Source organism: Streptomyces sp. NPDC052299 (genome assembly GCF_040679335.1).
In the GTDB taxonomy this organism is placed as follows: Bacteria; Actinomycetota; Actinomycetes; order Streptomycetales; family Streptomycetaceae; genus Streptomyces.
On sequence record NZ_JBFAUP010000006.1, the window covers coordinates 127,905 to 148,193 of the forward strand.

At 72.9% G+C, this 20,289-nt stretch carries 22 protein-coding genes; 12 read left to right on the plus strand and 10 right to left on the minus strand.

Annotation, left to right across the window (positions count from 1 at the left end; genetic code table 11):
• Positions 1-42 precede the first annotated feature (42 nt).
• The 3 genes from AB0L33_RS12405 to AB0L33_RS12415 form a co-directional block, all read right to left on the minus strand.
• Positions 43-996: an RNA polymerase sigma factor SigF gene (locus tag AB0L33_RS12405; protein WP_365680815.1), complete on the minus strand. Its 954-nt coding sequence runs from the start codon at positions 994-996 to the stop codon at positions 43-45.
• Between the two features lie 23 nt (positions 997-1,019).
• The gene (locus AB0L33_RS12410; RefSeq protein ID WP_018105584.1) at positions 1,020-1,433 is read right to left on the minus strand and encodes an anti-sigma regulatory factor; all 414 of its coding nucleotides are present in this window, start codon (positions 1,431-1,433) and stop codon (positions 1,020-1,022) included.
• 230 nt (positions 1,434-1,663) lie between these two features.
• Positions 1,664-1,924, minus strand: a complete 261-nt coding sequence (locus AB0L33_RS12415) for a UBP-type zinc finger domain-containing protein (RefSeq protein ID WP_365680352.1) — start codon at positions 1,922-1,924, stop codon at positions 1,664-1,666.
• Positions 1,925-1,959: 35 nt separating this feature from the next.
• On the opposite strand from AB0L33_RS12415, the gene AB0L33_RS12420 reads away from it, so the two are divergent.
• Complete coding sequence (locus tag AB0L33_RS12420) at positions 1,960-3,555, plus strand: Na+/H+ antiporter (protein WP_365680354.1); 1,596 nt, start codon at positions 1,960-1,962, stop codon at positions 3,553-3,555.
• On the opposite strand, the gene AB0L33_RS12425 is transcribed toward AB0L33_RS12420, so the two are convergent.
• The 4 genes from AB0L33_RS12425 to AB0L33_RS12440 all read right to left on the minus strand — a co-directional run bounded on the left by AB0L33_RS12425 (position 3,537) and on the right by AB0L33_RS12440 (position 6,957).
• Positions 3,537-4,478: a pyridoxal-phosphate dependent enzyme gene (locus AB0L33_RS12425; protein WP_365680357.1), complete on the minus strand. Its 942-nt coding sequence runs from the start codon at positions 4,476-4,478 to the stop codon at positions 3,537-3,539. The two genes, AB0L33_RS12420 and AB0L33_RS12425, sit on opposite strands and share 19 nt — an antisense overlap.
• A gap of 32 nt (positions 4,479-4,510) precedes the next feature.
• Complete coding sequence (locus tag AB0L33_RS12430; protein ID WP_365680359.1) at positions 4,511-5,104, minus strand: N-acetylmuramoyl-L-alanine amidase; 594 nt, start codon at positions 5,102-5,104, stop codon at positions 4,511-4,513.
• Between the two features lie 121 nt (positions 5,105-5,225).
• A complete protein-coding gene (locus AB0L33_RS12435) occupies positions 5,226-6,419 on the minus strand; it encodes a globin domain-containing protein (RefSeq protein ID WP_365680361.1) in 1,194 nt (397 codons plus the stop codon).
• 88 nt (positions 6,420-6,507) lie between these two features.
• The gene (locus AB0L33_RS12440; protein ID WP_365680363.1) at positions 6,508-6,957 is read right to left on the minus strand and encodes an Rrf2 family transcriptional regulator; all 450 of its coding nucleotides are present in this window, start codon (positions 6,955-6,957) and stop codon (positions 6,508-6,510) included.
• 198 nt (positions 6,958-7,155) lie between these two features.
• Between AB0L33_RS12440 and AB0L33_RS12445 the strand changes: the two genes are divergently transcribed.
• From AB0L33_RS12445 to AB0L33_RS12465, 5 genes are all read left to right on the plus strand, one after another.
• Positions 7,156-8,562: a family 2B encapsulin nanocompartment shell protein gene (locus AB0L33_RS12445; RefSeq protein ID WP_365680365.1), complete on the plus strand. Its 1,407-nt coding sequence runs from the start codon at positions 7,156-7,158 to the stop codon at positions 8,560-8,562.
• A gap of 134 nt (positions 8,563-8,696) precedes the next feature.
• On the plus strand, positions 8,697-9,740 hold the full coding sequence (locus AB0L33_RS12450; RefSeq protein ID WP_365680367.1) for a family 2 encapsulin nanocompartment cargo protein polyprenyl transferase: 1,044 nt from the start codon (positions 8,697-8,699) through the stop codon (positions 9,738-9,740).
• 95 nt (positions 9,741-9,835) lie between these two features.
• Positions 9,836-10,510 (plus strand): DUF6304 family protein, encoded by a 675-nt coding sequence (locus AB0L33_RS12455; protein WP_365680369.1) that lies wholly within the window; start codon positions 9,836-9,838, stop codon positions 10,508-10,510.
• 99 nt (positions 10,511-10,609) lie between these two features.
• On the plus strand, positions 10,610-11,593 hold the full coding sequence (locus tag AB0L33_RS12460) for a DUF1648 domain-containing protein (RefSeq protein WP_365680371.1): 984 nt from the start codon (positions 10,610-10,612) through the stop codon (positions 11,591-11,593).
• Positions 11,594-11,595: 2 nt separating this feature from the next.
• Complete coding sequence (locus AB0L33_RS12465) at positions 11,596-11,955, plus strand: GntR family transcriptional regulator (protein ID WP_265541263.1); 360 nt, start codon at positions 11,596-11,598, stop codon at positions 11,953-11,955.
• Positions 11,956-12,022: 67 nt separating this feature from the next.
• Here the strand turns inward: AB0L33_RS12465 and snpA are convergent, their stop codons facing one another.
• The gene (snpA, locus tag AB0L33_RS12470; protein WP_365680373.1) at positions 12,023-12,679 is read right to left on the minus strand and encodes a snapalysin; all 657 of its coding nucleotides are present in this window, start codon (positions 12,677-12,679) and stop codon (positions 12,023-12,025) included.
• 256 nt (positions 12,680-12,935) lie between these two features.
• Between snpA and AB0L33_RS12475 the strand changes: the two genes are divergently transcribed.
• The 5 genes from AB0L33_RS12475 (at position 12,936) to AB0L33_RS12495 (ending at position 16,951) form a co-directional block, all read left to right on the plus strand.
• Positions 12,936-13,880, plus strand: a complete 945-nt coding sequence (locus AB0L33_RS12475) for a LysR family transcriptional regulator (protein ID WP_365680375.1) — start codon at positions 12,936-12,938, stop codon at positions 13,878-13,880.
• A gap of 104 nt (positions 13,881-13,984) precedes the next feature.
• Entirely contained in the window at positions 13,985-14,983 is a 999-nt protein-coding gene (locus tag AB0L33_RS12480; RefSeq protein ID WP_365680817.1) for an NAD-dependent epimerase/dehydratase family protein, read from the plus strand.
• A gap of 69 nt (positions 14,984-15,052) precedes the next feature.
• Positions 15,053-15,409: a DUF952 domain-containing protein gene (locus AB0L33_RS12485; RefSeq protein WP_365680377.1), complete on the plus strand. Its 357-nt coding sequence runs from the start codon at positions 15,053-15,055 to the stop codon at positions 15,407-15,409.
• Positions 15,406-16,323, plus strand: a complete 918-nt coding sequence (locus tag AB0L33_RS12490; protein ID WP_365680379.1) for an SDR family oxidoreductase — start codon at positions 15,406-15,408, stop codon at positions 16,321-16,323. The genes AB0L33_RS12485 and AB0L33_RS12490 overlap by 4 nt, the downstream gene beginning before the upstream one ends.
• A 4-nt stretch (positions 16,324-16,327) precedes the next feature.
• On the plus strand, positions 16,328-16,951 hold the full coding sequence (locus tag AB0L33_RS12495) for an amino acid transporter (RefSeq protein WP_365680381.1): 624 nt from the start codon (positions 16,328-16,330) through the stop codon (positions 16,949-16,951).
• A gap of 32 nt (positions 16,952-16,983) precedes the next feature.
• Here AB0L33_RS12495 and AB0L33_RS12500 read toward each other — a convergent pair whose 3' ends face one another.
• Positions 16,984-17,595 carry a TetR/AcrR family transcriptional regulator gene (locus AB0L33_RS12500; RefSeq protein ID WP_365680383.1) on the minus strand — a complete coding sequence of 204 codons (612 nt, stop codon included), beginning with the start codon at positions 17,593-17,595 and terminating at the stop codon, positions 16,984-16,986.
• Between the two features lie 101 nt (positions 17,596-17,696).
• Between AB0L33_RS12500 and AB0L33_RS12505 the strand changes: the two genes are divergently transcribed.
• Complete coding sequence (locus AB0L33_RS12505) at positions 17,697-19,163, plus strand: MFS transporter (protein WP_365680385.1); 1,467 nt, start codon at positions 17,697-17,699, stop codon at positions 19,161-19,163.
• Here the strand turns inward: AB0L33_RS12505 and AB0L33_RS12510 are convergent.
• Entirely contained in the window at positions 19,160-20,170 is a 1,011-nt protein-coding gene (locus AB0L33_RS12510; protein WP_365680387.1) for a LuxR C-terminal-related transcriptional regulator, read from the minus strand. The two genes, AB0L33_RS12505 and AB0L33_RS12510, sit on opposite strands and share 4 nt — an antisense overlap.
• Between the last annotated feature and the right edge of the window lie 119 nt (positions 20,171-20,289).

A 20,289-nucleotide genomic window follows, 5' to 3' on the forward strand; every position in this document is an offset into this window, starting at 1 on the left:
CGCCGGGACGACCCGGCGGCCTCCTCCGCGTAACGGCGCCCGCTACTCCTCCACGAGCAGCCGCTCGCGCAGCTGCGCCAGCGTGCGGGCCAGCAGCCGCGAGACGTGCATCTGCGAGATGCCGACCTCCTGCGCGATCTGCGACTGGGTCATGTTGCCGAAGAACCGCAGCAGCAGGATGCGCTTCTCGCGCGGTGGCAGGTCCTCCAGGAGCGGCTTCAGCGACTCCCGGTACTCGACGCCCTCCAGCGCCTCGTCCTCGGAGCCCAGCGTGTCCGCCACGGCCGGCGACTCGTCGTCCGTGTCCGGAACGTCCAGCGACAGCGTGCTGTACGCGTTGGCCGACTCCAGGCCCTCCAGGACCTCCTCCTCGGAGATCCCCAGCCGCTCCGCCAGCTCGTGCACCGTCGGCGAGCGGCCGTGCAGCTGGGAGAGCTCCGCCGTCGCCGAGGTCAGCGACAGCCGCAGCTCCTGGAGGCGGCGCGGCACCCGCACCGCCCAGCCCTTGTCGCGGAAGTGGCGCTTGATCTCCCCGACGACCGTCGGCGTCGCGTACGTCGAGAACTCGACGCCCCGCTCCGGGTCGAACCGGTCCACGGACTTGATCAGCCCGATCGTGGCGACCTGGGTCAGGTCGTCCAGCGGCTCCCCGCGGTTGCGGAAGCGACGGGCCAGGTGCTCCACCAGCGGCAGGTGCATCCGCACCAGCCGGTTGCGCAGCTCCGCCCGCTCCGGCGAACCGTCGGCGAGCTTGCCCAGCTCGATGAACAACGCCCGCGCCTCGCTGCGGTCGTTTGGATCGTGGTGCCCGTGCTCGCTCATCTGGCCTGCCCGCTCCGCCTGCGACTGCTCCACCGCGACCGTAATGCCGGCGGGCCCGTCCGCCCCGTCCACCGCACGGGGCAGCTCTGCCCCGTCCACCGGATGAGGCAGGGCCTGCTGATCCGGGATGCCTGCCGCACGCACCACCCCTGGTCGGATCGTCTCGTCCCGCACAGGACCGTCCCCGTTCCCGTTGCTCACGCCGGCCCGGGTCCCGCGCCGCGCTGCTTGTACAGGCTGATGCTGACCGTACGGTCGTCGGCGACCGAGGAGTCGACCTTTCCGGCCAGCGCGGAGAGCACCGTCCAGGCGAAGGTGTCGCGTTCCGGGGCGCGGCCGTCCGTGGTCGGGGCCGCGACCGTCACCTCGAGTGAATCGTCGATGAGTCGGAACACGCAGCTGAGGACGGAGCCGGGCACGGCCTGCTGGAGCAGGATCGCGCACGCCTCGTCCACCGCGATGCGAAGGTCCTCGATCTCGTCGAGAGTGAAGTCCAAACGTGCTGCGAGACCGGCCGTGGCCGTGCGCAGCACCGACAGGTAGGCACCCGCAGCGGGCAGCCGGACCTCTACGAAGTCCTGATTCCCGGGCTCGCCTGCGATCTGGGACACCCTCACCTCCAAGGTGGCACAAACTCATTCGAGGTTCCGGGAGAACGCCCGGAGCCATGCGGTACGTCTTCGGTTCTCGGTCCGGCGACGCTATCGCGATCCATGATGCCGTGTCGCCGGAACCCCACCCCGGGGCTGTCACTCATGGTAGGTCCATGAGTACGCACAGTGCCTAGGGGTCTGCGTCGCTCAATTACGAACAACGCGCGCCGGTTTGACGTACCCGGGCGTCAGACGATCGAACCGTCGACAAAGCACCAACGCCACTTCTCGCCCGGTTCGAAGCTCCGCATGACCGGATGGCCGGTCCGCTCGAAGTGCCCCGTCGCGTGCCTGCCGGGCGAGGAGTCGCAGCAGCCGACGTGACCGCAGCTCAGGCACAGCCGCAGCTGCACGGGGTGGGTGCCCGCCGCCAGGCACTCGGGACAGGTGTCACCGAGGGGCACGGGCTCGGGGCGCGGCAGGTCCGGTACATGCGGGCAACCACTCATGATGGCCAGATTACGACGGATGCGAGGATCATGAGATGGACGCATTGCCCCTGGTGGCGCTGGTCGCGGGCAGTGCCGCGACGGCCGGCCTCGCACGCCGCACCCCGGTGCCGGCCCCGCTTCTCCTGGTCGCCGTCGGCCTGATCGCCTCGTACGTGCCGGGGGTGCCGTCGTACACCCTGGACGCGCACATCGTGCTCCCGCTGCTGCTGCCGCCCCTGCTCTACACGGCCGCCGTGGACAGCTCCTACCTCGATCTGCGGGCCAACCTGCGGCCGGTGGCCCTGCTCTCCGTGGGGTACGTCCTGTTCGCGACGGTCGCGGTGGGGTGGCTGGCCTATCTGCTGGTGCCCGATCTGCCGCTGACCGCCGCGCTGGTGCTCGGCGCCGTGATTGCCCCGCCGGACGCCGTCACCGCCGCGGCCATCGCCCGCCGGGTGGGGCTGCCCGCGCGTGTCACGACGATCCTCCAGGGCGAGTCCCTGGTGAACGACGCCACCGCGATCACCGCGTTCAAGGTGGCGCTCGCCGCCGCCGTGGGGGAGGGCATCAGCTGGGGCGCGGGGGCGCGGGAATTCCTGCTGGCCTCGGTCGGGGGCGTCGGAGTCGGCCTGCTGCTCATGGTCCCGCTGCACTGGCTGCGCACGCACCTCAAGGAGCCCCTGCTCCAGAACACCCTGTCGCTCCTCATCCCGTTCGTGGCGTACGCGGCGGCCGAGCGCGTGCACGCCTCGGGGGTGCTCGCCGTGGTCGTCGTCGCGCTGTACCTGGGCCACCGGTCCTGGCAGGTCGACTTCGCCACCCGGCTCCAGGAGGCCGCCGTCTGGAAGATGGTCGCCTTCGTCCTCGAGTCGGCCGTGTTCGCGCTGATCGGCCTCCAGCTGCCGTTCGTGCTCAAGGGGCTCGGCACCTACTCCGTGGCGGACGCCTTCGGGTACGCGGTGCTGGTCTTCCTGGCCGTGGTGGTGGTCCGGTTCGTCTGGGTCTACCCGGCGACCTACCTGCCCCGCCGGCTGTCGCGGCGGATCAGGGAGCGGGAGACCGGTACCGACTGGACCTCGCCGCTCATCGTGGGCTGGGCCGGGATGCGCGGGGTCGTCTCGCTCGCCATCGCCTTCTCCGTACCGCTCGTCACCGCCGACGGCGACGCCTTCCCGGCCCGCAACCTGGTGCTGTTCCTGACGTTCACCACCGTCATCGGCACGCTGGTGGTGCAGGGGCTCACGCTGCCGCTCCTGGTGCGCGTGCTGAAGCTTCCGGGCCGGGACCGGCAGGCGGACACGCTGGCCGAGGCGCAGGCCCAGAACGAGGCGTCCACGGCCGCCGAGGCCCGCCTGGACGAGCTGCTCACCGACGAGCGCAACCGGCTGCCCCAGCCGCTCGCGGACCGCCTGCGGACCGTGCTGGAACGCCGCCGCAACGCGGTCTGGGAACGCCTGGGCGCGGCCAACCCGGTCACCGGGGAGTCGGCGGACGAGACCTACCGGCGGCTGGCCGGCGAGATGATCGAGACCGAGCGGGCGGTCTTCGTACGGCTGCGGGACGAGCGCAGGATCGACGACGAGATGATGCGCACCCTGCTGCGCCGCCTGGACCTGGAGGAGGCGGCGGCCTACCGGGAGGAGGGCTGAGCGTCCCCGGGCCCGGCGGGCTCCTCGGGTGCGTCCGGACGGCCGGTGATCACGGCCGCGACCGTGGTTCCGGCGGGGAAGGCGCCCTCCTCCGCCAGCACGGTGAGCGCGTGCAGCATTTTGGCCACATACAGCCGCTCCACGGGCAGCCCGTGACGGTCCTCGAAATCCTTTGCGAACGCGTGCAGGGCCGGGGTCGTACGGGCGTAGCCGCCGAAGTGGAACCGCTCGTCCAGCCACCAGTCGCCCGCCGGCCCGCCGAACGCCTCCCGCTGGAGCTCCCGCACCGCCTCGCCCAGGAAGCCGCCGCGCAGGACCGGGACGCCGAGCGCGCGCTGCCCGGGCGCGAGTCCGGCGGCGAGCCCGGCCAGGGTGCCGCCGGTGCCGCAGGCCACCGCGGCCACGTCGGCCACGCCCCGCAGTTCGCGCCCCAGTTCGGCGCAGCCCCGGGCCGCGAGGGCATTGCTGCCGCCCTCCGGGACGACCTCGCAGTCCCCGTACGTCGCCAGCAGCCCGGCCAGGACCGCCGGGTCGGCCTTGGCGCGGTAGGTCGCTCGGTCCACGAAGTGCAGCCGCATCCCGTCGGCCGCGCACCGGGCGAGCGAGGGGTTGAGCGGCCGGTGGGCCAGCTCGTCACCGCGTACGACCCCGATGGTGCGGAATCCGAGGAGCCGTCCGGCGGCGGCGGTGGCCCGCAGATGGTTGGAGTAGGCGCCGCCGAAGGTGAGCACGGGGCGGCCGGCGGCTGCCGCCAGATTGGGCGCGAGTTTCCGCCATTTGTTGCCCGGCAGATCCGGGTGGATCAGGTCGTCACGCTTGAGCAGCAGCGTCACCCCGTGCCGGGCGAAGCGCTCGTCCTCGGTCCGCTGTACGGGCGAGGGCAGCCGGGGGCGCAGCCGGGATGCGGGAGACGGGGCGGACATGGCTCCATTGTGGCGGCGGGACCCGCCCGGGGTCATTTGAGGCGGTCGTGGATGCGGTCGCGCATGTCGCCCATCGCGAAGCCCTTCGGGTCCACCTTGCCGGGCTGCCACTCGCGGTGGCCGATGACCGAGCGGGCGGTCCAGCCGTGGTGGCGGCAGATGGCCGCCGAGACCTTCTCGATGGCTTCGAGCTGGGCGTCGGGCCAGGGGTCCTCGCCGTCGCCGAGGTTCTCGCACTCGAAGCCGTAGAAGTGCCGGTTCCCGTCGGTGTTGGCCTCGTTGTCGTGGGGGAGTCGCTTCTTCTCCGCGACGACCGCGCGCAGGACGTCGTCGTCGCCCATCCCTGCGTGGTTGGTCCTGCCGTAGCCGACCAGATGGACCCGGCCGTCCTTGGCGATGACGCCGTGGCACAGCGGGCCCGGCAGGTCGGGGTGGCCGTCGCGGCACATCTTCACGGTGGCGTCGGTCCCCTTGGTGGCGGAGTGGTGGATCATCACTCCGTTCACGGGGCCCCAGGGGCCCTTGTGGTTCCGGTTGTGGCTGCGCCAGTCGCCGACCTCGACGACGGTGAGCCCTTCCTTCTTGAGGGCGGCGAGAAACGCGCTCGCGGACATGGGTGAGGACATGACCGGCTCCTTTTGTGCGTATAGGAGCGGTTCTACCCAACTGGAAGGGCCCCGACCGGTCGCTGGGCGACGGCGGGGCCCTGTTCGGATCGTGTGCGAGCCGATCCGGACACGTCAGGGCCTAGGAGGCGAGCCACAGGTCGGGGCCGAACACCTCGTAGTGGATGTCGGAGGCCGGGACGCCCTTGGCGAGCAGCTGGGTGCGGACCGAGCGCATGAAGGGCAGCGGGCCGCAGAGGTAGGCGTGCGTGCCCGGGAGGACGGTGAGGGCGCTCAGGTCCACGAGCCCGGTGCGGTCGGCGGGGTGGCCGTCCTCCGGGTTCTCGTACCAGAAGTGGGCGGCGGCGTCGTGCAGCTTGGCCGTGAGCGCGGTGTGGTCGGTGCGCAGCGCGTGGTCGGCGGGGGAGCGGTCGCCGTGCACGACGGTGACCGGGGCGCGGTGCTCCGACTCCGCGAGGTGCTCCAGCATCGACAGGATCGGGGTGCAGCCGATGCCCGCGGAGGCGAGCAGCAGCGGGGCCTCGGCGGACTTCAGCACGAGGTCGCCGTACGGGGCGGAGACCCGGAGCCGGTCACCGGCGCCGACCCGGGCGTGCAGGTGGCGGGAGACCTCGCCGTCCGGGGCGTCGTTGCCGTGCACCCGCTTGACCGTGATGGAGCGGACCGCCGAGCCGGGGGCGCTGGACAGGCTGTACTGGCGTATCTGGCGGGCGCCGTCCGGAAGTTCGACCTGTACGGAGACGTACTGGCCGGGGCGGAAGGCGGGGGCCGGGGAGCCGTCGGCGGGGCGGATGCGGAACCGGGCGACGTCGTCGGTCTCCTCGGTGCGCGAGACGACCTCCCACTCGCGCCAGACGTCGCCGGCGACGACGCCCTGCTCCGCGTGCAGCCGCTCCTCGATGGCGATCAGAGCGTTGGCCATCAGCCAGTAGACCTCGTCCCAGGCGGCGGCGACCTCGGGCGTCACCGCGTCGCCCAGGACCTCGGCTATCGCGGCGAAGAGGTGGGTGTGGACGACCTCGTACTGGGCCGGGGTGACCCCGAGCGAGGCGTGCTTGTGCGCGATGCGGCTGAGCATCACGTCCGGGCGGGTGCCGGGCTGCTCGACCAGCTGGGTCGCGAAGGCGGCGATGGAGCCGGCGAGCGCCCGGCGCTGGGTGCCCGACGCCTGGTTGCCCCGGTTGAACAGGTCGCGCAGGAGCTCCGGGTGGGCGTCGAACAGCTTGCGGTAGAAGAGGTCGGCGATGTCCCCGATGGCCGCGCCGACGGCGGGCAGGGTGGCGCGGACGGTTGCGGTCGACGACTCGGAGAGCATCGGTGACTCCTCGGATGTTGAATTGGCATCTGGGATGCGCATTTAACGGCAGTGTAGGCACCGGGCCGGCGGCCCGGTGCGGCGGGGGTCAGTCCCCCGGGGGTGGTCCGGCGCCGAGGCCGATCAGCAGGGGGCCGGTGGGCGCGGCGGTCAAGTCCGCGATGGTGAGCGGGTCCAGGGAGGCGTAGAAGGCCTCCTGCGCCTCGCGGAGCGCGCCGCGCAGCCGGCAGGCCGCCCGGAGCGGGCACGGGGTGGCGCCCTCGCAGTCGACCACGTCGCCGGGCTCCTCCAGTTCGCGGACGAGGGCGCCGACCGACGCGTTCCTGCCCGCCTCGGTGAGGGCGAGCCCGCCGCCCCGGCCCCGTCGCGCCTCGACCAGGCCCAGGTGCTGGAGGCGGGCCACGACCTTCGCGGCGTGCGAGTACGGCACCCGCATGACCGCCGCCACCTCGCGGGTGGTCGGCGGGTCCTCGTGCTTCACGACGGCGAGGCGCATCAGGACGCGCAGCGCGACGTCGGTGAACTTGGTCAGCCGCATGGCGGTCAGATTAGTTAATTGGCATTCCGGATACAAATTTAAGGGTGCGGGCATGGCGCGGGTGCCGGGTGGGCATCGCGCAGCGTTGTGCCCCGCCCAAAGCCCGATTAGTCACACTCTTTTGTGTAATGGCGTGCCCCGTCCTCGTGCTGGAAGTGTTCTTCCCGCAGGTCAGCCGATAGATCGAGAGGACGACAGATGTCCGTTGGTGAAGAGGTTCAGAACGCGCAGGTGCCGCCGCAGCAGAGTCTCGGCACGGCGGCCGCGCGGAACCTCGCGACGACCACCAAGTCCGCTCCGCAGATGCAGGAGATCACCTCCCGGTGGCTGCTGAAGATGCTGCCGTGGGTCCAGGTGCAGGGCGGCACGTACCGGGTGAACCGCCGGCTGAGCTACTCGGTCGGGGACGGCCGTGTCACGTTCGTGCAGACCGGGGACCGGGTCACGGTCATCCCCGCCGAGCTCGGGGAGCTCCCGGCGCTGAGGGACTTCGAGGACGAGGAGGCGCTCGCCGAGCTGGCCAGGAGGTGCGAGCAGCGCGAGATCCCCGCCGGTCAGCTCCTGGCCACGGCGGGCGAGGCGGCGGACCGCGTGTACCTGCTGGCGCACGGCAAGGTCGAGAAGGTCGGCACCGGCCCCTACGGGGACGAGACGGTGCTCGGGGTCCACGCGGACGGAGCCTATTTCGGGGACCACTCCCTCATCGAGGGCGACGCCGTCTGGGAGTACACGGCCCGCGCCGTCACCGCGTGCACGGTCCTCACGCTCCGGCGGGCGGACGTGCTCAACCTCGCCGAACGGTCCGAATCGCTGCGGGGTCATCTCGCGGGGCTGCTGTCCGTCCCGCAGCAGCGCACCAACAAGTACGGCGAGGCGGCGATCGACCTCTCCGCGGGCCACGTCGGCGAGGCCGTCGTCCCGCACACCTACGTGGACTACGACGCCGCGCCCCGCGAGTACGAACTGAGCGTCGCCCAGACCGTCCTGAAGGTCCACAGCCGCGTCGCGGACCTCTACAACCAGCCGATGAACCAGACCGAGCAGCAGTTGCGGCTCACGGTCGAGGCGCTGCGCGAGCGCCAGGAGCACGAGCTCATCAACAACCGTGAGTTCGGCCTGCTCAACAACTGCGACTACGGCCAGCGGCTCCAGCCGCACGACGGGGTGCCGAGCCCCGACGACATGGACGAACTGCTCTCGCGCCGACGCGGCTCCAAGCTCTTCCTCGCCCACCCGCGCGCCATCGCCGCCTTCGGCCGCGAGTGCAACAAGCGCGGGCTCGTGCCGGAGAGCGTGGACGTCGGCGGGCACCACGTGCCGGCCTGGCGCGGCGTCCCGATCTTCCCGTGCAACAAGATCCCGGTCAGCGACGCCCGCACCACGTCGATCATCTGCATGAGGACCGGCGAGTCCGAGCAGGGTGTCATCGGCCTCCAGCAGACGGGCATCCCGGACGAGATCGAGCCCAGCCTCTCGGTCCGCTTCATGGGCATCGACGAGCAGGCGATCATCTCCTACCTCGTGACGGCCTACTACTCCGCGGCGATCCTCGTCCCGGACGCCCTCGGTGTCCTGGAGAACGTCGAGGTCAGCCGCTGGCGGTGAGCCACCGGGGCCCGGACCCCTCGCGGTCCGGGCCCCGCCCGCCCGCGCAGCACCCAGCAACCACCCACGTCCCCGGCCCCGGCCGCGCCAGCGGCCGGGGCCGGGGCGGCAACGACAGGGGTGACCGATTGACCATGACCCGAACAGACGCCGCGACCGAGGGCAACGAGGCCGCGGCGCTCCTCGAATACACCCGGACCCTCGTGGACCCGCACTTGCGGGCGGCGGTCGCCTCCCTGCCCGGCTCGATCCGGCGGGTCGCGATGTACCACTTCGGCTGGCAGCACGCCGACGGCAGCCCGGCGGCGGGCGGCGCGGGCAAGGCGATCAGGCCGGCGCTCGTCCTGGCGGCCACCCGCGCACTGGGCGGCGACCCCGAACAGGCCGTCCGGGCCGCCGTCGCCGTCGAACTCGTCCACAACTTCACCCTGCTCCACGACGACGTCATCGACGAGGACCACACCCGCCGCCACCGGGCCACCGCCTGGACGGTGTTCGGTGTCCCGGACGCCGTCATCGCGGGCGACGCGATGCTGGCCCTCGCCCAGCGGCTGCTCGCCGAGGACGGCCGGGCGATGTCGCCCGGCGCTTCGGCCCGGCTCTCGACCTGCGTCATCGAGCTGTGCGCGGGCCAGCAGGCCGACTGCGCCTTCGAGGAGCGCGACCCGGACCAGGTGTCGCTGGACGAGTGCCTGACCATGGCGACGGCGAAGACCGGCGCGCTGCTCGGCTGCGCCTGCGCCCTGGGCGCGCTCTACGCGGGCGCGGACGACCGGGCCGTCCGGGCCATGGACGGCTTCGGGCGGGAGGCGGGGCTCGCCTTCCAGCTGATCGACGACCTGATCGGCATCTGGGGCGACCCGGCCCAGACCGGAAAGCCGGTCGGCGCGGATCTCAGTGCCCACAAGAAGTCGTTGCCCGTGGTGGCCGCGCTCACCTCGGGCGGCCCGGCCGCGGCGGAGCTCGCCGAGCTGTACCGGGGCGCGATGAACACCCGCGCCGAGGTGAGCCGGGCCGCGGAGGCCGTGGACCGGGCCGGCGGCCGGGACTGGGCGCAGAGCTGCGCCGCGGACCGCATGGCGCGGGCCGTGCACCACCTGTCCAGGGCGGTCCCGGACCTCTCGGCGGCGGGCGATCTGCTGGCCCTGGCCGAGTTCGTCACCCGCCGGAAGCACTGACGGGCCGACCGCCGAAAGGAGGTGGGGAGCGGCCGCACCGGCCAAGCGGAGGGCGGCAGGGACGGTGTCGGAGGCAGGGGCTACAGTCCCTGCTCATGACAGATGAGTCGTGGGCCGGGTGGTACCGGGACCGGCAGGGATCGGACGCCGTCATCCTCACCACCGATGGGCAGCAACTCCGCCTCCGCGTACGGGGCGTGGACTTCGAGGGCGGCAGCTTCGACGGCCTGCGCCCGGTGGCGGCCGGATCGGCCGAGCAGGGGCTGTTCGCGCTGACGGACGGCGTCCTGGGCGACTGCGTCCTGGAGTGGGACCTGCCGTTCCCCGTCATGGCTGAGGGGGTGGAGCGGCAGGCGACCCTCAGCTGCCTGCTGTCCCTCCGCAAGCCCGACCCGTATCTCTACCTGGAACTCCGGTTCGGTGGGGCTGCCTTCGGTTCGCAGCGGGCCGAGAGCGACTTCGGGTCCGCGCTGGCGACGATCCAGCGGGAGCTGCCGCCCGGGGTCCGCCTGCGGACCTGCATAGCCTGCGCGTTCTCCGACTACTTCCCGGCCCCGGACCCGGTGCGCGGTCTTTCCGGCGGGCTCGCCTGCTTCCGGGGCGCCAAGGAGGCGTACCGGGGCACGGCCGGTGAGCAGGACGTGCTCGGGCTGTGGGAGCGGCGGACCGGCTTCGTCCAGGAGGTCTGGAGCTGCCGCGAGTTCGAGCCCAGGCCGACGGAGGGCGCCGGTACGGGCCACCGGGGAGCGTTCCCGCTCGAAACGGCCTGACCGTCCGGGAGCCGGGGCCGCGCGGCCCCGTCCCGCGTACCGCGGCGTCATTGCCGTCGCCTTCATTGTTCTAGTAGCATGCGAACAAGGGAGGTTTTGATGAACCTGAAATCCGTCGGCCGCGTGGTGCTCACCGCTCTGCCGTTCCTGCTCGCGCTCGCCGTCGACCTGCTGCTCTTCGCCACCCGCCGGGACCGGCTGCCCGCGCAGCTGGCCAGCCACTTCGTGGGCAACGGACGGGTGGACGACTACGCCGGCCAGACCTCGTACCTGGTCGTCACCACACTCGTCCTGCTCGGCACGGGGCTCCTGTGGACGCTGATGTCGGGGTTCGGGAAGTTCCCCGGCACGGCACACCGCATGCTGGTCGGCTTCGGGTACGCCTTCGCCGCCTTCATCGGCTACCTCCTGGGGGCCGTGCTCCTCATCAACGTGGACGCGGTCGAGGACGCGCAGGGCCGGGGGCAGGACGTCCACTTCCCCATGTGGCACATGGCCGCCGCCTTCGGGGCGGGCGTCGTCGCCTTCGGGCTCGGACACCTCGTGGCGATGCTGACGCCCGTCCCCGGACCGGACGTGGACGAGGGGCGCCAGGGGGACGTCGAGCGCATCGCTCTGGGCACCGATGAGGTCGCCGGATGGGCCCGCGGCACCGGGTCCTGGTGGCTTCCGCTCACGGCGCTCCTGGTCGTCGGGAGCGGCATCGCCGTGCTGTTCACGACCAGTTGGCCCTTCGCCGTGCTCCCCCTCGTCCTCGGGCTGCTCATCGCGAGCTTCGCCCGCCCGTACGTCACCGTCGACCGGCGGGGGATCACCGTCACCGGGCTGCTCCCCTGGCCGCGCGTCCGGATCCCGCTGGACCGGATAGAGACGGCGGCCAGCCGCGACATCAGCCCGCTCACCGAGTACGGCGGCTGGGGGTACCGCATCCGGCCCGGGCGCAGCGGTGTCATGATCCGGTCGGGGGAGGGCATCGTGGCCCGGCTGACGAACGGCCGCGACTTCGCGGTCACCGTGGACGACTCGGCGACCGGTGCCGCGCTCCTCAACACCCTGATCGACCAGCGCCGAACGGACCACTGACCATGCTCTTCCGGGTCGACCCCACCTCCACCGTGCCGCTCGGCGACCAGATCGCCGCCTGTGTGCGCCGTGCCGTGGCCGACGGCGCGGCCGCCCCGGGCGAACGACTGCCCGCCGCCCGCGTCCTGGCCGAATCGCTCGGCGTCAACGTGCACACGGTGCTGCGGGGCTACCAGCGGCTGCGCGAGGAGGGCCTGATCGAGCTGCGCCGGGGCCGGGGCGCGGCCATCGCGGACGGTGCGTCCCCGCACCGCGCCCGCCTCCTCGAACGGGTCCGCGAGACCGTCGGCGAGGCCAGGGGCCTGGGGCTCACCGTGGACGAACTGCTGACCCTGGTCCGTACCGAATACGGCACCGGCTGACGGCACGTCGGAACGGCGACGGGCCGCCCCGTCCTGCGGGGCGGCCCGTCGGCGCGAGCGGGACCGGTCAGGAACCGGACTTGGTCAGCGTGGCCGCGAAGCCGTACTGCCACAGGTAGTTCACCTGGCTGCGCTCAGTGGCGTTCGGGTACGGGTTGGTGCAGGACGTGCCGGGGCCGCCGCCCGACATCAGCTCGCTGCACGGCCCCGAGTAGTGGTCCGGCAGACCGAGGACGTGCCCGGTCTCGTGGGCGGTGACACGGGTCGAGTTGTACTGCCGGTTCTGCGTGTAGTCCAGGAAGATGTAGCCGTTGCCGTGACCGTCGGTGCTCGCGTACGAGCCGCGGGAGTCGTTGCCCTCGTAGTACGCGAAGTCGGGGTTCGAGCCCTCCTGGAGCCGGACGTTGGAGACCGAGCTGTTCCAGATCGAGGCGCTGTTGGCTATCTGGGTGCGGAAGCTCGGGGCGTTGGCGGCGCTGTAGACGATGGTGACGGCCTGGGCGCCGGGGTTGGCGGCCCGCTTCTCGGCCACCGACTTCGCGACCGCCTCGAAGAACGCCTTGTTGGCCGCGGCGTCCTCGTGGGACGCGGACTTGGCCGAGTACGCCACGTGCGCGGTCGTGGCGGCCGCCTCCGGAGCGGCGATCGCCGGTCCCGCGCCCAGCGCGGCGATGGTGAGGCCGAGTCCGAGCACGGCCGACACGACGGTCCTGGGGTGTCTCATGTGGGGGGTCTCCTACCAGTTACCTGTCAGAGGAACCCGTCCGATGATCGGAATCGGACGGGGGCGGTACGGAGAGAGTGTCGGGGAAGCGGAGCCCACGCGGATGATGTCAGCCGGTGATAACGCGGCCCTATCACCGGGTGTGGACATCTCGTGCACTCCTGCCGTCTGCACGCCCAACGCCCGCGGAATCACCCGTATTTGACCGGGTTACGGCCCATGGTGCGGCTCGCCCGGCCGCTTTAATCTCGGCACCATGGAGCTTGAGGTGAGACACCTCAGGGCGCTGTGCGCCATCGCCGACACCGGCAGCCTGCACCGGGCGGCCCGCACCCTGGGCGTGAGCCAGCCCGCGCTCACCACCCAGCTGCGCCGGATCGAGAACGCGCTCGGCGCCGAACTCTTCAGCCGCGAGCGCACCGGCTGCCGCCCCACCCTGCTCGGCCGCGCCGTCCTCAGCCGTGCCCGCCCCCTGGTCGACGGCATGACCGCCCTGGTCAGCGACGCCAAGGCGGAGGCCGCGGCCGCCGAGGGACCCCGGCTGCGCATCGGCTGCACCGCCAGCCGGGTCATCGGCGGCTGGCTGCGCCGCCTGCGGCTGCGGCTGCCCGGCACCGACATCTCGCTCCGGGTCGACGTCTCCGCCCGCGCCCTGCTCCGCGCGGTCGACGCGGGCCGGCTCGACGTGGCCTTCGTGCACGAGGTGGAAGGCTGCCCGCTCGCCGTCCCGGACGGGCTGGAGCAGCGGGTCCTCGTGGACCGCGAACCGCAGTTCGTCTCCATGGCCCGCGACCACCCGGCCGCCGCGCTGCCCGTGGTCGACCTGGCGGACCTGGCCGCCGACCGGTGGATGGTCGACCCGACGGTGGACGGCGAATGGGACGGGCTGCGCCGGATGTTCAGCCGGGCCGGCCTCGCACCCGTCGTGCTCCACGGCGACTACCTCACCGCCGCCTCCCTCGTCGTCCTCGGCGAGGCGGTCGCCCCCTGCCAGCCGACCTCAGGGCCCCGGGACGACATGGCGATCCGCCCGCTGCGCGACGACCCGCTGGCGGTCCGGCTGCTCCTGGTCTCCCGGCCCGGTGCGGACATGACCGCGGTCTACGCGGAGCTGGAGGCCGCGTACCGGGACGCGGCGCGACGGGTGGCCGGATACCACCAGTGGCTGCTGCGCCACCGCAGCCCGCTGGCCCTCTCCTGAGGCGGGCGGCCGGAGGAGTTCCCCGTTCCGGCCGATTCAGCCGAGAGCGTGGACCGTTCCCCCCGGCCGTTCCCCGGGGCAGAGTCGGTGACATGAGGCTTCTGATGCTGGGCGGTACGCAGTTCGTCGGCCGGGCCGTGACCGAGGCGGCCCTTGCGCGCGGCTGGCAGGTCACGGTCTTCCACCGGGGCCACCACGCGCCACCGCCCGGGACCGCCGAGATCATCGGTGACCGCACCGCCGACAGCGGCCTGGCCGCGCTCGCCGCCGGGGCGCCGGAGGGCGAGGGCCCCGCCTGGGACCTGGTGGTCGACACCTGGAGCGGCGCGCCCTCGGCGGTGCGCGACGCCGCCCGGCTGCTCTCCGGCCGGGCCGCCCGCTACACGTACATATCCAGCCGTTCCGTCTACGACTACCCGGCCCCGGCGGGCCTCGCCGAGGACGGCCCCATGGTGGCGGGCGCCTCGCCGGACGCCGGTGACGACCAGTCGTACGCCCTGGCCAAGCGCGGCGGCGAACTGGCCGCCCAGGACGCCTTCGGCGACCGCGCGCTGCTCGTCCGGGCGGGCCTGATCCTCGGCCCCTGGGAGAACATCGGCCGGCTGCCCTGGTGGCTGAACCGGATCGCCCGAGGCGGTCCCGTCCTGGCCCCCGGCGCCCCGGACACGGACATCCAGTACATCGACGCCCGCGACCTCGCCGACTGGGTGCTCGGCGCGGCGGAGCGCGGGCTGCACGGTCCGTACAACCTGGTCAGCAGGCCGGGGCACACCACCATGGGCGGACTGCTCGACGCCTGCGTGCGCGCCACCGGTTCGGACGCCGAACTGCGCTGGACCCCGGCGGAGAAGATCCTCGCGGCGGGCGTCGAGCCGTGGACCGACCTGCCGGTGTGGCTGCCGCCGGGCGAGGTGTACGACACCCTCCACCAGGGCGACGTCGGGCTCGCCCACGCGACCGGGCTGCGCTGCCGCCCGGTCGAGGAGACCGTCGCGGACACCTGGACGTGGCTGCGCGAGATCGGTGGCGAGGCACCCCGGCGTGCCGACCGCCCCGCCGTGGGCCTCGCCCCGGAGACGGAGGCCAAGCTCCTGGCGGGCTGACGCGCCGACGCGGCGAGGGGTTATCCACAGGCTCCGCCCCGCAGCCCGTCGCGGCGTTAGCCTCGGCCCATGGCCGAACTGCTGCACCTCACCGAAGGACCGCTCTGGGAGGCGGCGCGCGGGATCGGGACGTACGAGATGTCCACCCGCGGCCGCACCCTGCACGAAGAGGGCTTCATCCACTGCTCGCTGCCCCATCAGCTCCCCGGTGTGGCCGAGCTGCTGTACGGCACGGACAGCCGGGCCGGCGCCGCCGACCAGGAGCTCGTGGTCCTCGTCATCGACCCCGCCCGGCTCACCGCACCCCTGCGCTACGAGGCGGCCGCGCCCGGCGGCGAGGAGTTCCCGCACATCTACGGACCGCTGCCCGTCGAGGCGGTCGTCGAGGTGCGCCCCTGGCCGTCCGAGGAGGGCACCCCGGCATGAGCCCCGCCACCGAACCCGTCACCAGCGGGCCGCCCACCGCCGTCACCGGGGCGAGCGGCGCGCTCGGCGGCCGCGTCGCCGCCCGGCTGGCCCGAGCCGGCGTCCCCGTCCGGCTGCTCGGCCGCGACCCGGCCCGGCTGCCCGACATCCCCGGCGCCGACCTCGCGCCGCCCGCCCCCTACGGCGACGGCGAGGCCATACGGCGCGCCCTGGCCGGGGCGCACACCCTGTTCCTCGTCTCGGCGCACGAGAGCCCGGACCGGGTCCGGGAGCACACGACCGCGGTGGACGCGGCGGTCGCGGCCGGCGTCGAACGCATCGTGTACGTCTCCTTCCTGGGCGCCGCCCCCGACGCCACCTTCACCTTCGCCCGGGACCACTGGCACACCGAGGCACACATCCGGACCGCCGACGTCCGGTACACCTTCCTGCGCGACAGCTGGTATCTCGCCGGGCTCCCCGCGATGACCGGCGCCGACGGCGTGCTGCGCGGCCCCGCCGGGGACGGCCGGGTCGCCGCCGTCGCCCACGAGGACATCGCCGACGCCGCGACGGCCGTCCTCCTCGCCGACACCGATGCGACCGGCCCCTCGCACGACGGCCGCACCTATGACCTGACCGGACCCGAGGCGTTCACGCTCGCCGAGGCGGCGGAGGAGCTGAGCCGGGTCACCGGACGGGCCGTCAGCTATGTGCCGGAGACCCGCGAGGAGGCGTACGCCTCACGGGCGGGCTACGGGGCCGCGGACTGGGAGGTGGCCGGCTGGGTCACCTCGTACGAGGCCATCGCGGCCGGGGAGATGGCCACCGTCTCGGACGCCGTCCCGGCCCTGACCGGCCGCCCCGCCACGGACCTGGCCACCTATCTGCGCGAACACCCCGACAGCTACCGCCACCTCCTGAAGGGGCCCTGACGCCGTGCGCACGGAGACCCCCTGGGGCGTCTGGGACCCGCCACCGCTCGCCGAGGCCGTCCGCCTGCTCGCCCCACTGCGCGCCCCGTGGTGGATCGCCGGAGGTTACGCGGTCGAGCTGGCGGTGGGCCGCGCCTACCGGGAGCACGGGGACATCGACGTGCTCCTGCTGCGCCGCGACCAGGCGGAGGCGCAGCGGGTGCTGGCCGACTGGGAGTGGTGGGCCGCCGATCCGCCCGGCACCCTGCGGCCGTGGCGACCCGGCGAGACCCTGCCGGCCGGTGTCCACGACATCTGGTGCCGGCCGGGGCCGGACGAGCCCTGGCGGTTGCAGTTCATGCTGGACGACACGGACGGCGAGGACTGGGTGTTCCGCCGCGACCCCCGGGTCCGCCTCCCGCTGGGGCGGTTGGGACGGCTCTCCCCGGACGGCGTCCGCTACCTCGCGCCGGAGATCCAGCTGCTCTACAAGTCCAAGTCCCAAAGGCCCAAGGACGAGCGAGACTTCGAGGCGGCGCTGCCGGTCCTGGACGACCACGGACGTGCTTGGCTGGCCGAGACGATCACGCTGGCCGAGGGTCCGGACCACCCGTGGGCGGTCCGGCTGCGGGAGTTGCTGGCGGACTGAGGGCCCGGGCCCATTTCTGAGAAGCGCCCCCCTCACCCCACGTACGCCCCCGCCTTCGCCGCCAGGACCGCCGCGTCGGCGGCGCGGTCGGCGGCCGCCTCGTCCAGCGGCTCACCGCTGGCCAGCAGGCGGTAGTAGAGCGGCGCCGAGACCGCGCGTACGACCTCGTCCGCGTCCGTGCCGGGCGGCAGTTCGCCCCGCTCGACGGCCTCGGTGACACAGCCCGCCCACTCCTCGACCCGGATCGCGTAGAAGCGGTGCAGCGCCTGGGCCGTACGCGGATCGCAGGTCGCCGCCGCGATCACCGCGCGGAACAGCGCGCCCTGGCGCGGATCGGTGAGCGTCTTCAGCACCAGCCGCGCGTTCGCCCTGAGGTCTCCCTCCAGCGAGCCGGTCCGCGCGCGCGGCGACGACTGCTCGGCCATGTCGTCCAGCAGGTCCGCGATGAGACCGGTGGGCGAGGACCAGCGCCGGTAGACGGTCGTCTTGCCGACCTCCGCCCGGCGCGCCACATCAGCGAGGTCGAGCCGGTCGAAGCCGTGCTCGGCCAGCGCGTCGCCTGCCGCGCGCAGGACCGCCTCCCGCACCCGGGCGGTCCGCCCGCCGGGCCGTACGGTGCCCGGTTCCACGCTCTCGGATGCCATAACGGTTCTCCAGTTCCATTAACGAGCATTTCTCTGCTACGGTCGCCTTCATCTTAACGGAACCACGGAACCATTTAGCTTCCGTCCGAGGAGGGACGACCATGTCCGCGCCCAGCCGTACCCCGTCACGCTCCGCCCCCACCGTCTCCGCACCACCGCCGCCCGCGCGGATGACCGGGCGGCAGAAGCTCCTCCTGGCCCTGCTCCTCGGCGCCCAGTTCATGATCGCCGTGGACTTCTCGATCCTGAACGTCGCGCTGCCCGTCGTCGGGGAAGGGCTCGGCTTCGCGCTCCAGGACCTCCAGTGGATCGCCACCGCGTTCGCCCTCGCCGCCGGAGGCTTCACGCTGCTGTTCGGGCGCGTCGCCGACCTCGTCGGCCGCAAGCGCCTGTTCATCGCGGGCATGGCGGTCCTGGGCCTCTCCTCGCTGCTGGGCGGCCTGGCCACCTCGCCGGAGGTCCTGCTCACCGCCCGCGTGCTCCAGGGCCTCGCCACCGCCGCCGTCACGCCCGCCGGGCTCGCCCTGCTGACCACCGCCTTCAAGGAGGGCCCGCTGCGCGAACGCGCCCTGGGCCTCAACGGCGCCCTGATGTCGGCCGGGTTCACCGCGGGCGCGATCCTCGGCGGGCTCCTCACCGACCTGCTCTCCTGGCGGTGGGCCTTCCTGGTCAACGTCCCCGTCGCCGCCCTCGTCGTCGCCCTGGCCCCGGCCGTGATCGCCGACTCCCGCCCCGCCGGGCGCCCCCGCCTCGACGTGCCCGGCGCCGTCGCCGTCACCGGCGGCCTGCTGCTCCTCGTCCACGGGCTGACCCGGGCCGGGGCGACCGGCTGGACCACCCCCACCACCCTCGTGGCGCTCCTCGCCGGGCTCGCCCTGCTCGTCGCCTTCTGGTTCGTGGAGAAGCGGGCGGCCGAACCGCTCGTGCCCGTACGCATCCTCAAGCGCCGCAGTGTCATCTGGGGCAACGCCACCGGGCTCATCGCCTTCGTCACCGAGACGTCCCTGGTCTTCCTGCTGACGCTCTACCTCCAGGAGGTGCTGGGCTACACACCCCTCTCCACCGGTCTCGCCTTCGGCGTCCTGGGCATCGGCACCGTGATCGGCGGCACCCTCGGCGGCCGGGCGGTGGGCCGCTTCGGCAACCGCGGGACCATCGTCGCCGGGGGAGTCGTCCAGGCACTCGCCACGCTCTCGCTGGTGGCGCTCGGGACCTCGGGCGCCTGGATCTGGCTGCTGCTGGCCGCCACGTTCATCGGGGGCGTCGGCAACATGCTGATGATCGTCGGCTTCATGGTCACCGCGACCTCGGGCCTCCCCGACGAGGAACAGGGCCTTGCGACCGGCCTCGCCACGATGACCCAGCAGGTCGGCATCACCCTCGGCATCCCCGTCATGAGCGCCGTCGCCACCGCCCGGATGACCGCGCTGGGCGACACGGGGCCGGACGGCGTGCTCGCCGGGGTCTCGGTCGCCGTCCTGGTCAACTCGGGGCTGGTCCTGGCCGGAGCGCTGTTCGCCGGAACGTTCCTGCGGACGCGTCGGCATGATCCAAACGTAAGGCCCTAAAGCGTCAGCCACCCACGCATCGCCGCCTGTACGCCGGCCTGGAAGCGGGTCTCCGCCTTCAGCTCCTGCATCAGGCGGCTGATGCGCCGGCGGACCGTGTGCACGTGCACGTCCAGGCGGCGGGCTATCGCCTCGTCCTTGAGGCCGGAGGAGAGCATCGTCAGCAGCTCCCGGTCCTCGTCCGTGACCTGGCTGTTGTCGACCGAGCCGATCGGCACGGCACGCTCCCACACCGCTTCGAACAGCGGCACCAGTGCGTTGCTCAGCAGCGCGTCGCTGACCACCAGGGCAGTCGCGGTGGGGTCGGCCGCGTCGGTCGGCGGCAACAGCGTCATCCGGCGGTCCACGGTGATCAGCTTCGTCGGCAGGTCCACGCCGAGCCGGATCTGCACCCCCTCCGCGGCGAGCACGTTCAGCCCGCGCGCCCGCCCCTGGAAGCTCAGCCCCTCCCGGTCGACCACGGCCCGCACGCGTACCCCGCGCCGGACCGGCTCCGCCATGTTGATCGGCTCGGGCATGCCGTCCGGCTCGCTGGCGGCGTACGGGGGGCGGTCCAGGAGGGCGACCTCCTCGGTCGCCGAGACCACCAGCGAGGTGACCCGCTCGGCGATCGCCCGCCGCCCCCGCAGCGTCTCGATCCCGAGGGTGCGAGGGCTGTGCGAGGCGGACATGAGCTGCGCGGCGATCCGGTCCACGGAGCCGGTCAGTTCCTCCAACTCCGCCTCGCGCCGCAGAAGTTGCGCCTGATGCAGATGGATGAGGTTGCGCAGTGCGGTGGCCGGGGCGTCCGGGACCGGCAGCCCGGAGCCCCGGGCGGGACGCGTGAAGCCGCGCTCGGCGAGGTGGTCCAGCGCGTTGCGGAGCTGCCGGGGGGAGAGGCCGACGGCCTGGGCGAGGGCGGCTCTGGTGGTGTCGCCGGGGGTGTTCAGCAGGGCCTCGTACACCTGGAGTTCGTGTGCTCCGAGTCCGAGTGCCTGCCACTGTTCGTCCAGATCAGCCCATTTCACCTGGCGATTTTCGCCGCTGCGTGCAGGCCACACAAGTGTGCACGTACAGAAGTCTGCAGGTGGAACGCATTGTTCACATCCCGCTGCGGGTCTTCCATGTCGGCATCCGATAACCGTTC

Excerpts from the sequence above, each read along its gene's own strand:
- AB0L33_RS12415 (WP_365680352.1), bottom strand. The coding sequence starts at position 1,924 with ATGAGTGGTTGCCCGCATGTACCGGACCTGCCGCGCCCCGAGCCCGTG.
- AB0L33_RS12420 (WP_365680354.1), top strand. The coding sequence starts at position 1,960 with ATGGACGCATTGCCCCTGGTGGCGCTGGTCGCGGGCAGTGCCGCGACG.
- AB0L33_RS12425 (WP_365680357.1), bottom strand. The coding sequence starts at position 4,478 with ATGTCCGCCCCGTCTCCCGCATCCCGGCTGCGCCCCCGGCTGCCCTCG.
- AB0L33_RS12430 (WP_365680359.1), bottom strand. The coding sequence starts at position 5,104 with ATGTCCTCACCCATGTCCGCGAGCGCGTTTCTCGCCGCCCTCAAGAAG.
- AB0L33_RS12435 (WP_365680361.1), bottom strand. The coding sequence starts at position 6,419 with ATGCTCTCCGAGTCGTCGACCGCAACCGTCCGCGCCACCCTGCCCGCC.
- AB0L33_RS12440 (WP_365680363.1), bottom strand. The coding sequence starts at position 6,957 with ATGCGGCTGACCAAGTTCACCGACGTCGCGCTGCGCGTCCTGATGCGC.
- AB0L33_RS12445 (WP_365680365.1), top strand. The coding sequence starts at position 7,156 with ATGTCCGTTGGTGAAGAGGTTCAGAACGCGCAGGTGCCGCCGCAGCAG.
- AB0L33_RS12450 (WP_365680367.1), top strand. The coding sequence starts at position 8,697 with ATGACCCGAACAGACGCCGCGACCGAGGGCAACGAGGCCGCGGCGCTC.
- AB0L33_RS12455 (WP_365680369.1), top strand. The coding sequence starts at position 9,836 with ATGACAGATGAGTCGTGGGCCGGGTGGTACCGGGACCGGCAGGGATCG.
- AB0L33_RS12460 (WP_365680371.1), top strand. The coding sequence starts at position 10,610 with ATGAACCTGAAATCCGTCGGCCGCGTGGTGCTCACCGCTCTGCCGTTC.
- AB0L33_RS12465 (WP_265541263.1), top strand. The coding sequence starts at position 11,596 with ATGCTCTTCCGGGTCGACCCCACCTCCACCGTGCCGCTCGGCGACCAG.
- snpA (WP_365680373.1), bottom strand. The coding sequence starts at position 12,679 with ATGAGACACCCCAGGACCGTCGTGTCGGCCGTGCTCGGACTCGGCCTC.
- AB0L33_RS12475 (WP_365680375.1), top strand. The coding sequence starts at position 12,936 with ATGGAGCTTGAGGTGAGACACCTCAGGGCGCTGTGCGCCATCGCCGAC.
- AB0L33_RS12480 (WP_365680817.1), top strand. The coding sequence starts at position 13,985 with ATGCTGGGCGGTACGCAGTTCGTCGGCCGGGCCGTGACCGAGGCGGCC.
- AB0L33_RS12485 (WP_365680377.1), top strand. The coding sequence starts at position 15,053 with ATGGCCGAACTGCTGCACCTCACCGAAGGACCGCTCTGGGAGGCGGCG.
- AB0L33_RS12490 (WP_365680379.1), top strand. The coding sequence starts at position 15,406 with ATGAGCCCCGCCACCGAACCCGTCACCAGCGGGCCGCCCACCGCCGTC.
- AB0L33_RS12500 (WP_365680383.1), bottom strand. The coding sequence starts at position 17,595 with ATGGCATCCGAGAGCGTGGAACCGGGCACCGTACGGCCCGGCGGGCGG.
- AB0L33_RS12505 (WP_365680385.1), top strand. The coding sequence starts at position 17,697 with ATGTCCGCGCCCAGCCGTACCCCGTCACGCTCCGCCCCCACCGTCTCC.